Source organism: Skermanella mucosa (assembly GCF_016765655.2).
In the GTDB taxonomy this organism is placed as follows: Bacteria; Pseudomonadota; Alphaproteobacteria; order Azospirillales; family Azospirillaceae; genus Skermanella; species Skermanella mucosa.
In genome coordinates, this window is sequence record NZ_CP086106.1 from 4,859,473 (window position 1) to 4,873,994 (window position 14,522).

13 protein-coding genes are annotated in these 14,522 nt (G+C 67.4%); 8 read left to right on the top strand and 5 right to left on the bottom strand.

Translation table 11 applies throughout. The features are described from left to right. Positions 1-10: 10 nt before the first annotated feature. Complete coding sequence (locus JL100_RS22580; protein ID WP_202682280.1) at positions 11-874, top strand: universal stress protein; 864 nt, start codon at positions 11-13, stop codon at positions 872-874. A 25-nt stretch (positions 875-899) separates the two neighbouring features. Here JL100_RS22580 and JL100_RS22585 read toward each other — a convergent pair whose 3' ends face one another. Both JL100_RS22585 and JL100_RS22590 read right to left on the bottom strand, forming a co-directional pair. Further along, positions 900-2,714 (bottom strand): extracellular solute-binding protein, encoded by a 1,815-nt coding sequence (locus JL100_RS22585; protein WP_202682279.1) that lies wholly within the window; start codon positions 2,712-2,714, stop codon positions 900-902. Positions 2,715-2,867: 153 nt separating this feature from the next. Continuing rightward, positions 2,868-3,374: a DUF4405 domain-containing protein gene (locus tag JL100_RS22590; RefSeq protein ID WP_202682278.1), complete on the bottom strand. Its 507-nt coding sequence runs from the start codon at positions 3,372-3,374 to the stop codon at positions 2,868-2,870. Between the two features lie 211 nt (positions 3,375-3,585). Between JL100_RS22590 and JL100_RS22595 the strand changes: the two genes are divergently transcribed. After that, complete coding sequence (locus JL100_RS22595; RefSeq protein WP_202682277.1) at positions 3,586-4,167, top strand: superoxide dismutase family protein; 582 nt, start codon at positions 3,586-3,588, stop codon at positions 4,165-4,167. A gap of 43 nt (positions 4,168-4,210) precedes the next feature. On the opposite strand, the gene JL100_RS22600 is transcribed toward JL100_RS22595, so the two are convergent. Then, entirely contained in the window at positions 4,211-4,750 is a 540-nt protein-coding gene (locus JL100_RS22600; protein WP_202682276.1) for a hypothetical protein, read from the bottom strand. An 8-nt stretch (positions 4,751-4,758) separates the two neighbouring features. Then, positions 4,759-5,553, bottom strand: a complete 795-nt coding sequence (locus tag JL100_RS22605; RefSeq protein WP_202682275.1) for a DUF3891 family protein — start codon at positions 5,551-5,553, stop codon at positions 4,759-4,761. A gap of 571 nt (positions 5,554-6,124) precedes the next feature. On the opposite strand from JL100_RS22605, the gene otsB reads away from it, so the two are divergent. The 4 genes from otsB to JL100_RS22625 are packed head-to-tail and all read left to right on the top strand — an operon-like array spanning position 6,125 to position 11,127. Then, positions 6,125-6,889 carry a trehalose-phosphatase gene (otsB, locus tag JL100_RS22610; protein WP_202682274.1) on the top strand — a complete coding sequence of 255 codons (765 nt, stop codon included), beginning with the start codon at positions 6,125-6,127 and terminating at the stop codon, positions 6,887-6,889. Between the two features lie 16 nt (positions 6,890-6,905). Further along, the gene (locus JL100_RS22615; RefSeq protein ID WP_202682273.1) at positions 6,906-8,744 is read left to right on the top strand and encodes a glycoside hydrolase family 15 protein; all 1,839 of its coding nucleotides are present in this window, start codon (positions 6,906-6,908) and stop codon (positions 8,742-8,744) included. After that, positions 8,741-10,138, top strand: a complete 1,398-nt coding sequence (gene otsA / locus JL100_RS22620) for an alpha,alpha-trehalose-phosphate synthase (UDP-forming) (RefSeq protein ID WP_202682272.1) — start codon at positions 8,741-8,743, stop codon at positions 10,136-10,138. The genes JL100_RS22615 and otsA overlap by 4 nt, the downstream gene beginning before the upstream one ends. A gap of 29 nt (positions 10,139-10,167) precedes the next feature. Next, positions 10,168-11,127, top strand: a complete 960-nt coding sequence (locus JL100_RS22625; RefSeq protein ID WP_202682271.1) for a glucokinase — start codon at positions 10,168-10,170, stop codon at positions 11,125-11,127. A gap of 139 nt (positions 11,128-11,266) precedes the next feature. Here the strand turns inward: JL100_RS22625 and JL100_RS22630 are convergent, their stop codons facing one another. Beyond that, positions 11,267-12,727 (bottom strand): phospholipase D-like domain-containing protein, encoded by a 1,461-nt coding sequence (locus JL100_RS22630; protein WP_202682270.1) that lies wholly within the window; start codon positions 12,725-12,727, stop codon positions 11,267-11,269. Positions 12,728-12,984: 257 nt separating this feature from the next. Here JL100_RS22630 and JL100_RS22635 point away from each other — a divergent pair, with 257 nt between their 5' ends. Together JL100_RS22635 and JL100_RS22640 are read left to right on the top strand one after the other, a co-directional pair. Further along, complete coding sequence (locus tag JL100_RS22635; RefSeq protein WP_202682434.1) at positions 12,985-13,509, top strand: (2Fe-2S)-binding protein; 525 nt, start codon at positions 12,985-12,987, stop codon at positions 13,507-13,509. Next, entirely contained in the window at positions 13,506-14,522 is a 1,017-nt protein-coding gene (locus JL100_RS22640; RefSeq protein WP_202682269.1) for an FAD binding domain-containing protein, read from the top strand. Before JL100_RS22635 ends, JL100_RS22640 begins: the two co-directional genes overlap by 4 nt.

Consider the following 14,522-nt stretch of genomic DNA (forward strand, 5'->3'; position numbering starts at 1 on the left):
GAGACCAGCCATGAAAAGCATCCTGCTCTGCCTGGACGGATCGGTCTATGCCCGCAGCGTCTGCGAGCACGCCGCCTGGTTCGCCAACCGCCTGGAAGCGTCGGTCGACCTTCTGCACGTGGTCGATATCCGGGAGCGCGCGCCGGCCAGGCGCCAGGATCTCAGCGGCAGCATCGGCATAGAGACCCTGGACCACCTGATGAGCGAGATGGTCGACCAGGACCATGCGCGTTCCCGGACCGCCCAGCAGATCGGCCGCCATCTCCTCGACGAGGGCCGCTCGATCCTGAAAGAGGCCGGCGTCGCGAAGACGACGGCCAGCCTGCGCAACGGCGCCGTGGTCGACGCGGTCCAGGACCTGTCGGCCAAGGCCGACCTGATCGTCATGGGCAAGCGCGGCGAAGGCGTCGATTTCGCATCCGGCCACCTGGGGTCGAACCTGGAGCGGGTCGTCCGCGCGGTCGATCGCCCCTGTGTGGTGGCCGCCCGCGCCTTCAAGCCCATCGAACGCGTCCTGATCGCCTATGACGGCGGCAAAAGCACCCGGCGCGCCGTCAGCTTCCTGGCGAACTCGCCCGGCTTCAAGGATCTGGACATCCACCTGGTCCTCGCCTCCGACCGGCCCGGCGACGCCGAGGTGACCAAGGCGCTCGCCTGGGCCGAGGGGGAACTGTCTTCCGCCGGGCTCAAGGCCGCGTGCCGGATCGTCCGGGGCGAGCCGGAAGCGGTCATCACCGGCACGGTGGCGTCCGACGGCATCGACCTCCTGGTCATGGGCGCCTACGGCCACTCCCGCATCCGCAACCTGATCATCGGCAGCACGACCACCGAGATGATCCGCGACTGCCGGATCCCCGTGCTCCTGTTCCGGTGAGCCCGGCGCACACCGATCCGCTCCGTCACCTGCCCGCGGAAGCGCCCTTCACCCACCAGGCGTCGAACGCGATGCCGTAGGGCGGCAGGTCGCGGGGATGCTCCAGCTTTTCCCAGTAGGCGACCCGCGCCACGCCGGCATACCAGTGCGGGATGACGTAGTGTCCCCACAGCAGAACCCGGTCCAGCGCCGCGGCGCGGGCGCGCAGGTCCTCGCGGGTATCCGCGGCGATCAACAGATCGACGAGCTGATCCACCGCCTCGCTCCGGATGCCGGCATAGTTCCGGCTGCCCGGCCGGTCGGCCGCGGCCGACGTCCAGAAGTCGCGCTGCTCGTTGCCCGGCGACAGCGACTGCCCCCAGACGGCGGTGGTCATGTCGAAATCGAAGTCGCTGATCCGGTTCTGGTACTGTGCGGTGTCCACGGTCCGCACGCGGGCGTCGATCCCCAATCGGCGCAGGTTCGCGACGAACGGCAGCGCCACCCGCTCCATCGAGGGGCTGTTGAGAAGGATCGTGAACTCCAGCGGCCGCCCGGTCTCCGCATTGACCCGACGACCGTCCCGGACCACCCACCCGGCCTCCTCCAGAAGCTCTCGGGCCTTCAGCAGGTTCTCGCGCACGGCGGTCCGGCTTCCGGCTGACGGCGGGCTGTATCGTTCCGTGAAGACCTCGTCCGGGATACGGCCGCGCAGCGGTTCCAGGAGCTTCATTTCCGCCTCGCCGGGCAGGCCCTCCGATTCCAAGTCGGAATTCTCGAAATAGCTATCGGCGCGCTGATAGGCGCCGTAGAACAGCACCGAGTTCGCCCACTCGAAATCGAAGGCGTGGGCGATCGCATACCGCACCCGGGGATCGGCGAAGACCGGCCGGCGCGTGTTGAACACGAAGCCCTGCATGCCCGCCGGCGTCTCGACCTCGATCTCCTCTTTTCTGATCCTGCCGGCCTCGACCGCCTGCCTGTCATAGGCGGTCGCCCAGTTCTTGGCGATGTTCTCCACCCGGAAATCCACCAGCCCGCCGTTGAAGGCCTGGAGCGCCACGGTCGGGTCGAGATAATAGTCGTAGCGCATGGTGCCGAAGTTGAACCGGCCGGTGTTGACCGCCAAGTCCCTGCCCCAGTAGTCCGACACCCTCTCGTAGGTGATCGACCGGCCGGGGTCGACGCGGGCGATCCTGTAGGGGCCGCTGCCGAGCGGCGGTTCCAGCGTCGTTTGGTCGAAGGTCCGGCCCTCCCAATAGTGCTTCGGCAGCACCGGAAGCTGCCCCAGGATCAGCGGCAGTTCCCGGTTGTCGCCGGGCGCGAAGGTGAACCTGACCGTCCGCTCCCCCGTCCGCTCGACCTTCGCGACATTGGCATAGTAGGCCCGGTAGAACGGATGTGCCTCGCGCAGCGTGTCGAAGGTGAAGATGACATCCTCCACCCCGATCGGCTCGCCGTCGTGGAACCGGGCCTCATGCCGCAGGGTGAAGGCGACCCAGGCGCGGTCTTCCGGCAGTTCGACGCTTTCGGCGACGAGCGGATACTGGGTGAACGGCTCGTCCAGCGACTCCACCATCAGCGTGTCGAAGGTGTTGGCGATGCCGGCCGCGGCCACGCCCCGGATCGTGAAGGGATTGAGCGTGTCGAATCCGCCGAGGGCCGACAGCACCACCGAGCCGCCCTTCGGGGCATCCGGGTTGACGTAGGCGAAGTGGTCGAAACCCGGCGGGTACTTCGGCTCCCCGTACATGGCCAGGCCATGCCGTGGCGGATCGTCCGCCGCGAAGGCTTGCGGGCCTGCCGGAAGCGCCAGCAGCCAAAGCGCGAGGACAAGGAACAGCATCCCCGGCCTAGGCATCTGCATTTCCATCGCTGAAACCGTATCCCGCCATGTCTGTTCCTCCCCGATTCGAACCGTCACCTCATGAAACGCGCCGACGGGAGGGTTGGATGCAGGGGCATGCACCGGCCGATGCGCTGGCAGTCACACCATGCCGCGGGGCTGAACCATTCATCGGCGTCCTTGCGTCGCGAGAATCGTGGCGATCGCGGCCGGACCGACGCCGGTGCGGGTACCGATCTCGCTCAAGGTTTCACCGCCCGAGGCTTCGATGTTCGCGGACCTCAGCTTGGCGACGGCATCGCCTGGAGTCATTCCAAAGGCAGGAGCCGCGGATTCCAGCGTGGCATTGGACAGGGCGCGGAATACGGCTCCGGGACTTGCATTGGACGTATCGCCTGTGATCCCGGTGAACGCGACGCTCGCGACAAGACTGACGGCGAAAACGGCAAGCGCCGTGTTGCGCCTCAGGTACGCCGTGAATGACTTCCAATTTCTCGCAAGATGCCATATCGCCACGGCCGAGAACACCACGCTCAGCCATTCGTGCGAAAACCTAACGAGCCCCGCATTCCAATGAAGGAGAAGCATGATCCCGGTGATCGTCGAGACGACGAAAGTCACGATCGTGACAGGGGTGACGACATCGCGGATCGATATTCCGGCTCTTGCGGACATGGAGGCCACCTTCTGGAAGGATCTTTCAAATCGGTCCAGATGTAGCGCCCCTGTGTAACGGCAGTGTTTCCCAGCCGGAGGAGTTCTGTAACAGAGCGTAACGGCGGCGCAGTTCGACAGGCTTCCCCGATCCGCCCCACGGATTTTTGGAACATCCTCCGCGCCCGGAGGTTGGCCCTTGGACACCTTCGGACCATGAAACGAGGTAGAGATGATCAGCAGCTTCCGCAAATCCGCTTTCCTCGCCACCGCTCTGGCAGCGACGGCACTGTCTTCCCCGGCCGTGGCCCAGCAGCAGACGGGCTCTCCGAACCCGACCACCCCCGCCCTCGGCACCGCGACGCTCAAGAGCGCCCAGGACAAGGCGATCGGCACCGTCGCCTTCGTCGAGACGCCCAACGGCGTGCTGATCCAAGCGCGGATCGATGCCGGCAGCGGCCTTGCCCCGGGCATGCACGGGTTCCACATCCACCAGAACGGGACCTGCGAGCCGCCGAACTTCCAGTCGGCCGGCGGTCACTTCAATCCGACCAACCACGAGCACGGGATCCTGTCCCCGCGCGGCATCCACGCCGGCGACCTGCCCAACATCTGGGTCGGATCGGATGGTGCTGCCCAGGCCGACATCGTGACCGACGCGGTGACGTTCCGCGAGGGGTCCAACAGCCTGGTCAAGCCGGGCGGCACCGCGATCCTCATCCATGCGACGCCCGACGACTACACGACCAATCCGGCGGGCAGCTCCGGAGACCGGGTCGCCTGCGGCGTCATCACCCAGACGGCCTCCCGATAGGTTTCCCTCCCCGGGGAGCGGCGGATCGCCTCTCCCCGGGATCTCACCTGCCGTTCACGCCGGTTCCGATCAGATGCACCGGCATCAGGAAGACGGCCACGAGGAACAGCACCAGCGCCAGGATCAGCAGGGAGAACGCCCTGTTGCGGTCCCGCTCGGCGTCCACGTTGCTGGCCAGCGCCTCGTTGTAGGCCCGGTGAAAGTAATCAATTTCGGATTTCGCTTCCCTGACGGCCTCGATCCGGTCGAAATCGTCCAGGACGAGGCGTCGGTCCAGTTTGACCAGGCGTGCCATGGCCGCGAACATCGAGGTGAGCGACGCCAAGCAAAGGACGATCATGGCCATCGTCACCGGCTCCCGCCATCGGGACACGTCCAGATATTGGGCGAACGAGACGAAGCCGAAGATCGAGAAGGAAATGATCGATACCGGCACGCTCAACAGGGACTGGACATTCGACCGCCGGGACCGTTCGGCCAGATACAGCCTCTTCAGGCTGTCGATGGATATCAATCGCCCTGCTTGCCCCTCGTCATGGGGCTTTTCATCGTGTCCTTCCTTGGTGTCGTGATGCTCTTGCACGGACAACCTCAGCGTGGGAGCAGGACGGTGCGGATCCCGACGCGTTCCGCGTCGCGCAGGGCGATGCGCAATCGGGTCTCGTCGGAATGGCCTTCCCGCAGGCGCCTGCCCTCGCACCCCGCCTCGACCCGGTCAGCCGCGAACGGCCAGGGATCGACCGTCAGGACGCTCGGATCGCCATCCCGCGCCCGGATGGTCAAGCTTGTCCGCTCCGCTGCGGCCGTGGGCACGTCCGGGATGACGGGTCCGTTCTCCCCGATGCCCCAGCAGACTTCCAGCGACATTCGGTCCGTTGCCGCGACCAGCCGCCGATTCCGCTCCACCGCCTCGGGCGCAACCTCGGTGGCGAGCCTCGGGTCGGCGCCCAGGGACTCCAGGGCGGCGCGCTGGAAGGCATGCTGATCCTCCAGGAAATCCCGGACCAGTCGAGCATCCTCCAACGAGGCTTTGCCGAAATCGAAGTACGAGGAATAGATCGTGTCGGCGTGAAGCGAGACCAGCAGCGCCGGATACAGTCCGAACACCCTGGCGCGCTCGACCCCCTCCGTCCATAGGGGAGCATGGACCGCGGGCCCAAGTTCCCGGAAGTCGTGGGGCATGCCGGTCTCGCGGTTCAAGGTCGGCGCGGTCTCCCATGACAGCCAGCCGATGTCGTGCAGTTCGGCGCCGAGACAGACTTCCTCGTACGGCGAAGGCCGTGCGAATCCATCGTTGCCCCAGGCCCGCACGAACTGGCCGGCCAGCCAGGAATGGCTCGGCTGCCCGATCGCGATCACGCCGTCGCCGTCCTTCCGGAAAAGCATGGGTCCGTCTCCCGTTCACCGCCCCTACGGATTGAACAAAAAAAAGGGGCCGTGGTTGCCCACGGCCCGAGTCTAGGGAGGAAACGCCCAAGAAGTGCGTTACAGGATCGACCGCATCGAAGACACCATCGATCCCGCACTGCACAATATGATCCTGCACGGTTTCGAAATCAAGCGAAAAAAGAAAGATGTATCACAGCAACCGCTTAGCGAGCTAGTTTGATACAAAACAATCACTGCAGCGAACAATCATTGCTGCATTGCGGGATGGATTTGGAGGGGTTTTGGAGGGCGGCCGGAGTGACGTTGCGTACCCAGGCTCTATCCGGCGGCAACGACCCGGCGCTTACCGCCAGAATGCATGAAAGGTATGACCACTTCACCGTATCACAAGGTCGCATCGGCCAGAAATTTCAGGCCGGATCGGCTTCCGCCGGAGGAATGCGACGATGCCTGCCGTTTTCTTCGGCACAACATCGACCCGCGACACGGTTTCATGCGTTAAACCAAGGGTGCGCGCATAGCGGTGGCTTCGGGCGCCCATGATCCGTCAACGAAGCAGGCAGCAAGCATGGACGACCAAACGACGCCTCCCATGACCGAATTGCCGGCTCCGTCGCCCGACTGGGCGCTCTTCCTGGACTTCGACGGCACCCTGGTGGATATCGCCGCCCAGCCCGACGGTGTCCAGGTGGCGCCCGGACTGCCGGAACTCCTGACCCGCCTGCACGGAGCGCTCGGCGGCGCCGTGGCCCTGGTGAGCGGTCGCGGCCTCGACGACATCGATCGCCTGCTCGGGCGCCTGCCGCTCGCCGCGGCCGGCCAGCACGGGCTGGAACGGCGCGACGCGGAGGGGCGGCGCGTGACCGCGTCGATCGACCGCACCGCCCTGGCCGAGATCACGAAGGGCCTGGAGGAATTCGTAGCCGCCCATCCCGGCACGCGGCTGGAGCCGAAGGGCATGACCGTGGCGCTGCATTTCCGCAACGCGCCGGAAGCTGAAGCCGACGCCCGGGCGGCGACGGTCGCCCTGATGGAACGCTTCGGCGACGGATTCCACGTCCAGGAAGGCAAGATGGTCCTGGAGGTGAAGCCGAAGGGCTCGACCAAGGGGACGGTGGTCGAACAGCTCCTGGCCGAACCGCCGTTCGCCGGGCGCACCCCCGTATTCGTCGGCGACGACGTGACCGACGAGGACGGCTTCCGCGTGGCCAATGCCCATGGGGGCCTGTCGATCCAGATCGGCACCCGCCTGCCGACCGAAGCGCGGACCCGCATCCCGTCCGTTCCCGACCTCCACCGGTGGCTGGCCGACATGGCCGACCGTCTCCGCTGAAGGCGCGGGACGATCGATGGAAGACCTCAACCTCGCCCTGATCGGCAACTGCAGCTTCACCGCCCTGCTCGACACCAGGGCCCGCATCGTCTGGTCCTGCCTGCCGCGCCCCGACGGCGACCCGGTCTTCTGCAGCCTGCTCAACGGCGCGCCGGGCGACGACGGGCAGGCACTTCCCGACTGGGGCTTCTACGAGATCGAGCTGCTGGGCTGCGCCGGCTCGGAACAGCGCTACCTGCCCAACACGGCCGTGGTGGAAACCGTCCTCCATGACGGCAACGGATCGGCGATCGAGATCACCGACTTCGCGCCGCGCCACCAGCACCACGGCAGGTCGTACCGACCGGCCACGATCGTCCGCCTAGTCCGGGCGCTGCGCGGCACGCCCCGCATCATGATCCGGGTCCGTCCGCGGTTCGACTATGGCGAGGTGGCGCCCGAGATCACCCGCGGCAGCAACCATATCCGCTACGTCTCGGCGGACAAGGTACTCCGCCTGACCACCGACGCGCCGATCGCCTATGTCCTGGACGAGACGCCGTTCGTGCTGGACGAACCGGTCACCCTGATTCTCGGCCCGGACGAGCCCCTGCGCGCGCCGATCGACGAGAGCGGGCGCCGGCTGCTCGACCTGACGCGCGACTACTGGCGGCAGTACGCGCGGTCTCTGGCGCTGCCGTTCGAATGGCAGGAGGCGGTGATCCGCGCCGCCATCACCTTGAAGATCTGCACCTTCGAGGAGACCGGCGCGGTGATCGCCGCGGTCACCACCTCGATCCCGGAGGCGCCGGGCACGATACGCAACTGGGACTACCGGTTCTGCTGGGTGCGGGACGCCTATTTCGTGATCCAGGCGCTCAACAGCCTGGGCGTGACCATCACCATGGAGAACTATCTCCACTACATCACCAACATCGTGGCCGGCGCCTCGAAGGGCGCGCTCCAGCCTGTCTACGGCATCGCGCAGGAGATGCGGCTGGTCGAGCGCGTAGCCCCCGGCCTCGCCGGATACCGCGGAATGGGTCCGGTCCGGGTCGGCAACGAGGCCTATGCCCAGCTTCAGAACGACAGCTACGGCGCCGTGATCCTGGCCTCGGCCCAGGCCTTCTTCGACCAGCGGCTGGCCCGTCCGGGCGGCATGGACCTGTTCCGCCGGCTGGAACTGCTGGGCGAGCAGGCGGTCATGCTCTTCGACAAGCCGGACGCCGGCCTGTGGGAGCTGCGCACCACCGAGCATGTCCATACCTTCTCCTCCGTGATGTGCTGGGCCGCCTGCGACCGGCTGGCCCGGATCGCCTTGCAGCTCCGGCTCGACGAACGCGCTGTGTACTGGCGGGAGCATGCCGACGGGATCCGGCAGACCGTCCTGGAGCGGGCCTGGAACCCGAAGCTGAACAGTTTCGTGGATGCCTACCGGACCGGCGACGGGTTCGACCACGACGACCGCGAGGGCGTCGGCAAGATCGACGCCAGCCTGCTGCTGATGCATGAGCTGCGCTTCATCGAGGCGCGCGATCCCCGCTTCCTCGGCACCGTGGCGGCGATCGAGAACACGCTCAAGCGGGGTAGCATGCTCTACAGGTACGTCGCCGCGGATGATTTCGGCTATCCTGAGACCGCCTTCACCATCTGCACCTTCTGGTATATCGACGCCCTCGCGGCGATCGGCCGGAAGGACGAGGCGCGGACCTTGTTCGAGCAGATGCTGTCCCACCGCAACCATGTGGGCCTGCTGTCTGAGGACATCGACCCGGCCACCGGCGAACTCTGGGGCAACTATCCCCAGACCTATTCGATGGTCGGCCTGATCAACTCGGCCATGCGGCTGAGCAAACCCTGGGAGGAAGCGTTTTGAGCAGACTGGTCGTGGTGTCGAACCGGGTCGCCCCGATCGACGAGGGCAAGCAGTCGGCCGGCGGGCTCGCCGTCGCCGTGCTGGCCGCCCTCAAGAAGACGGGCGGGATCTGGTTCGGCTGGAGCGGCGACGTCGTCGCGGCGCCGCCGTCCGCCCCCAGCCTGACGCCGGTCGGTCGCCTGACCTATGCGACCCTGGACCTGGCGAAGCGGGACTACGAGGAATATTACAACGGCTACGCCAACTCGACCCTGTGGCCGCTGTTCCATTTCCGGCTCGGGCTGACCAATTTCAGCCGGCGCAACTACGCGGGCTACCAGCGGGTCAACAGCCTGTTCGCCTCCAAGCTGGCGCCGTTGCTGGAGCCGGACGACATGGTCTGGGTCCACGACTACCACCTGATCCCGTTCGCCGAGCAGCTCCGCATGATCGGGATGAAGCACCGCATGGGCTTCTTCCTGCACACGCCGTTCCCGGCGCCCGAGATCCTGGTGGCGCTGCCCAACCACGAGGACCTGGTGAGGGCGCTGTGCGCCTACGACGTGGTCGGTTTCCACACGCTGTGCGACCTGCGCTGCTTCATCAACTATATCCGGTTCGAGGCACGCGGCACGGTGACCGACCGGGGACCGGGCGAGGGCTACTACATCAAGGCGTTCGGCCGCACCCTGGTGGCCCGCTCCTTCCCGATCAGCATCGACACCGAGCCGCTGGTGGCGCTCGCGGGGCAGGCAGCCAACACCCGGCAGACCGAGCGCCTGCGGGACAGCCTGGTCGGGCGCGACCTGATCATCGGCGTCGACCGGCTGGACTATTCCAAGGGACTGCCGCAGCGATTCGAATCCTTCCACTGCCTGCTGGAGAACTATCCGGCCAACCGGGGCCACGTCTCATTCCTCCAGATCGCCCCGCCGTCCCGCTCCGACGTGCCGGAATACATCGCGATCCGCAAGGAGCTGGAGACGCTGAGCGGCCACATCAACGGCCGCTTCGCCGAGTTCGACTGGGTGCCGATCCGCTACCTGAACAAGAGCTTCACCCGCCGCTCGCTGGCCGGGTTCTTCCGGGTCAGCAAGGTCGGTCTGGTGACGCCGCTGCGCGACGGCATGAACCTGGTCGCCAAGGAGTACGTCGCCTGCCAGGATCCGGAAGACCCCGGCGTGCTGGTCCTGTCCCGCTTCGCCGGCGCCGCGGAGGAGCTGGACGCGGCGCTGATCGTCAACCCCTACGATATCGAATCGGTCGCCGACGCGCTCCAGCGCGCCCTCACCATGCCGCTGGAGGAACGCAAGCGGCGCCATGCCGACATGATGGCCGTGCTCCGGCGGAACGACATTTCCGTCTGGCGCGAGAATTTCGTCACGGCGCTGACGCGGGCGCCCTACGATAGCTGACCACGGGGGAAGCGGAAGGAGACAGACCCATGACCGGAACACGCCATCTCGTCGCCGACATCGGCGCGACCAACGCCCGCTTCGGGCTGCTCGACGCGGCCGGCCGCCTGCTCCACACCCGCACCCTGCCCTGCACCGGCTATCCCACGCTGGAGGCCGCGGGCCAAGCCTATCTGGCCGCCGCCCAGCCCGACGTCCACCCGGCGGAGGGGGCCATCGCGATCGCCGGGCCGGTGACCGGCGACGTGCTGACCATGACCAACCATCCCTGGACCTTCTCGGTGCGGGACACCTGCAAGGCGCTCGGGCTAGGCCGGCTGGAGGTGGTCAACGACTTCACCGCCGTCGCCATGTCGATTCCGCTGCTGACCGAGGCCGACCGGGTCCAGGTCGGCGACGGCTCCCCGGTCCCGGGCGACGTGATCGGCGTGATCGGCCCCGGCACCGGCCTGGGCGTTTCCGGCCTGGTCCATGGTCCCGGAGGCTGGACGGCGCTCGCGGGCGAAGGCGGGCACGTGACCATGGCGCCGATCTCGGACCGGGAGAGCGCCGTGCTCGACCAGCTCCGCAAGCAGTTCAACCATGTCTCGGCGGAGCGGGTGATCTCCGGCCAGGGGCTCGTCAACCTGTATGAGGCCCTGTCCCTGCTCGACCACCGCGAGCCGGAGAGCCTGACCCCCGCCGACGTCGCGGGCCGCGGGCTGGACGGCACCAACCCGACCTGCGTCGAGGCGCTGGAGATGTTCTGCGCCATGCTCGGCACCGTCGCCGGCAACCTGGCGCTGACCCTGGGCTCGCGCGGCGGCGTCTATATCGCGGGAGGCATCGTCCCGCGCCTGGGCGGCTTCTTCACCCGTTCCCGGTTCCGCAAGCGGTTCGTCGAGAAGGGCCGGCTGCGCGACTATCTCGGGCCGATACCCACATATGTCGTGACCCACGAACTGCCGGCTTTCCTGGGGCTGAAGGCCGTCCTGGACAAGGCCGCGTAATGCCCCGCCGCTGGAGCGGATTCCGACCGGGTTGACCCGTTCCACACGGCCTGCCGTTCCACTTGTCGCGACGCGTTGGGCCACGGCCCAACGCGTCGGTCCGGCTGCCCCGGGCGGATCGACCTGATCGGGTGCCGCTCTAGACCGGGTCTGGCGGGCGCACTTTGGCGGGATGCCTGAGCTTCCAGGCGCGCATCAGCAGGCCGCCGCCGACCAGCAGGGCCGCGAGCATGATCGGGACGGCGACCAGGCGGGGGAAGAAGGCCGCCAGGACCGCCACCACAAGCAGGATCGCCCCAGCCCCGGCCAGCACGCCGGCTTCCGCCCGGCCGACCGCGCGGCGGTTGGTCAGCGCCGCCCCCACCGTGTTGCCGATGCCGAGGCTGCCCGCCGCGACGCGGGCCGTGCTGGGCTTCTTCTGGCGGTGTCCGCTGGGGCTGCGCGGCGTGATGGCCTTGGGCCGGTGCTTGACGTCGAGCACCACCTCGGTCGATTGCGCCAGGTCCTCCAGGTACATGGTCTCCATCGCCTCGGCGAAGCCGCCGTCCTCGATCGCGAGGTCCAGTTCCCAGTTGCCGATCCAGCTGGCGATGTTGAGGTTGGTCGAGCCGACCCGCGCCCAGTGGCCGTCGGCCACCGCCGTCTTGGCGTGGAGCATGGGGCCGTTCCATTCGAAGATCCGGACGCCCGCTTCCAGCAGGGGCCGATAGCTCGCCCGCGACAGCGCCTGGGTGATCGGGATGTCGCTGATCCCGGGCACCAGCAGCCTGACGTCCACGCCGTCGCGCGCCGCCTCGCCCAGCGCCTGGATATAGGCGGTGGTGCCGACGAAATAGGCGTCGGTCAGCCACAGCCGGTCCTGCACCCCGGCGGCGATCAGCAGGTCCAGGCGGTAGACCCCCATCTCCGACGGCTGGCCCTCGATCAGCCGGATCGAGACGTCGCCGGCCGACGGGGGGATACCGCGCGGCTCCCGGGCCTCCAGCCGTTCCAGCGCCGGGCCCGCCGCGTTCCAGCTGTGGCGGAACGCGGATTCCAGGTCCCCCAGGACGGGGCCCTCGATCGCAACGCCGGTATCGCGCCACGGCTTCCGCCTGCCGGTCGGATCGCCGGCCCAGGCGTCGCCGACGCACAGGCCCGAGACGAAGCCGATCCGTCCGTCCACCGTCAGGGTCTTGCGATGGTTGCGGCTGAGCCAGCCGAGCGGGCTGTCCAGGCGCGGCGGGTTGAAGATCCGGACCTGGACACCGGCCTGGGTCAGGGTCCGGAGCATGGGGCGCGACAGTTTGCGGAAGCAGCCGAGCCAGTCGTACAGGAAATATATCCGGACGCCCGCGCGGGCGCGTTCCGCCAGCAGGTCCACGAAGGTGCGGCCGGTCGCGTCGTCGTAGATGATGTAGTTCTCGAACTGGATCCAATCCCGGGCCGAGCCGATGGCCTCCATCCAGGCCGGATAGTTCTCGGCCCCGTTCCTGAGCAGGCGCAGACCGTTGCCCGGCACCGCCGTGGCGCCCGTCACCCTCGACAGGGCCTGGCTCGCCAGCATCTGGTCCAGCGACCGCTCCTTGCGTGTCGCGGCGTGAAGCACATTCGTCCGCATAAGGGGTCTGCCGGCTCCGAGGGAAGGTTCGTCCTGAGGGTTCGTCCAGGTGGCCCAATGCCGTTCCGGACAACACCCATATGCCGCTCCGGTTGCCGCGTTTCCACTGAATCCGACGGGAAGCGGGCGTGCCGGGAACCTGGGGCCGGGGCAAAAGGTTAATGTCCGAACGGCCGAGTGATCCCCGCCTATCGGTCACGCCGTTCGGACGAATCCCAATCCATCGACGCTTCCAGAGGAGGTTCGCTTTGAACTCCATGCCGAACATCGGGCCGGCAAGCGGTTCCGCCCAGGCCATACCCATCACGCTGACCATCAACGGAGAAGTTCGGCACCTGAAGGTCGAACCCTGGACCAGCCTCCTCGACCTGCTGCGCGACGGTCTCGACCTGACCGGCACCAAGAAGGGATGCGACCATGGCCAGTGCGGCGCCTGCACCGTGCTGATCGACGACCGCCGCGTCAATTCCTGCCTGACCCTGGCGGTGATGCAGGATGGCGCCAGCGTCACCACGATCGAAGGCATATCTTCCGGGGAAGACCTGCACCCGATCCAGGACGCCTTCATCGAGCATGACGCTTTCCAGTGCGGCTACTGTACGCCCGGGCAGATCTGTTCGGCCGTGGGCCTGATCAAGGAAGGCAGGGCCCATACCGCCGACGAGATCCGCGAGCTGATGAGCGGCAACCTGTGCCGCTGCGGCTGCTACACGAACATCGTGACCGCGATCGAACAGGTCGTCGGACAAGGCGGCGGCCGGATGAAGGAGGCCGCGGAATGAACCCCTTCTCCTATGCCCGCCCGAGCGACGTGGCCGAGGCCGTGCGCGAAGTGGGGTCCGATCCCCACGCCCGCTTCATCGCCGGCGGCACCAACCTGGTCGACCTGATGAAGTACAATGTCGAGCGGCCGACCCGGCTGGTCGACATCACCCGGCTGCCGCTGGACCGGATCGAGAAATCCCCCGGCGGCGGACTGAAGATCGGCGCCCTGGTGCCCAATTCCGACCTCGCCTATGACCCGCAGGTCTCCAAGCGCTATCCGCTGCTCACGGATTCGATCCTGGCCGGCGCGTCGCCGCAGCTCCGCAACATGGCGTCGACCGGTGGCAACCTGCTCCAGCGCACCCGCTGCCTGTATTTCTACGATACCGGCACGCCTTGCAATAAACGCGAGCCGGGCAGCGGCTGCTCCGCGATGAACGGCGTCAACCGGATCAACGCGATCCTGGGCACCAGCGACAAGTGCATCGCGACCCACCCCTCCGACATGTGCGTCGGATTGGCGGCGCTGGCGGCCAAGGTCCATGTGGCCGGGCCGGACGGCGAGCGGGTGATCCCCATGGAGGATTTCCACCGGCTGCCGGGCGACGAGCCGCAGCGCGACACCAACCTCGGTCCGCGCGATCTGATCGTCGCGGTGGAGTTGCCGGACGAGGATTTCTCCAGCAACTACTCGTACCTGAAGCTGCGCGACCGGCTGTCCTACGCCTTCGCGCTGGTGTCGGTCGCGGCGGCGCTCCGCCTGGACGGCGGCCGGATCGCGGAAGCCAGGATCGCCCTGGGCGGCGTCGCCCACAAGCCTTGGCGCGACACCGCGGCGGAGGACCTGCTGCGCGGCAAGGTGCCGGAGGAGGCCGTCTTCAGGCAGGCGGCGGACCATATCCTGCGCGACGCCAAGGGCTTCGGCCACAACGACTTCAAGATCGACCTGGGACGCCGCGCCATCGTGCGGGCGCTGGCCCAGGCCGCGGCGGGAACGCCGCAGACCCAGATCGACAAGCGGATCCAGTGA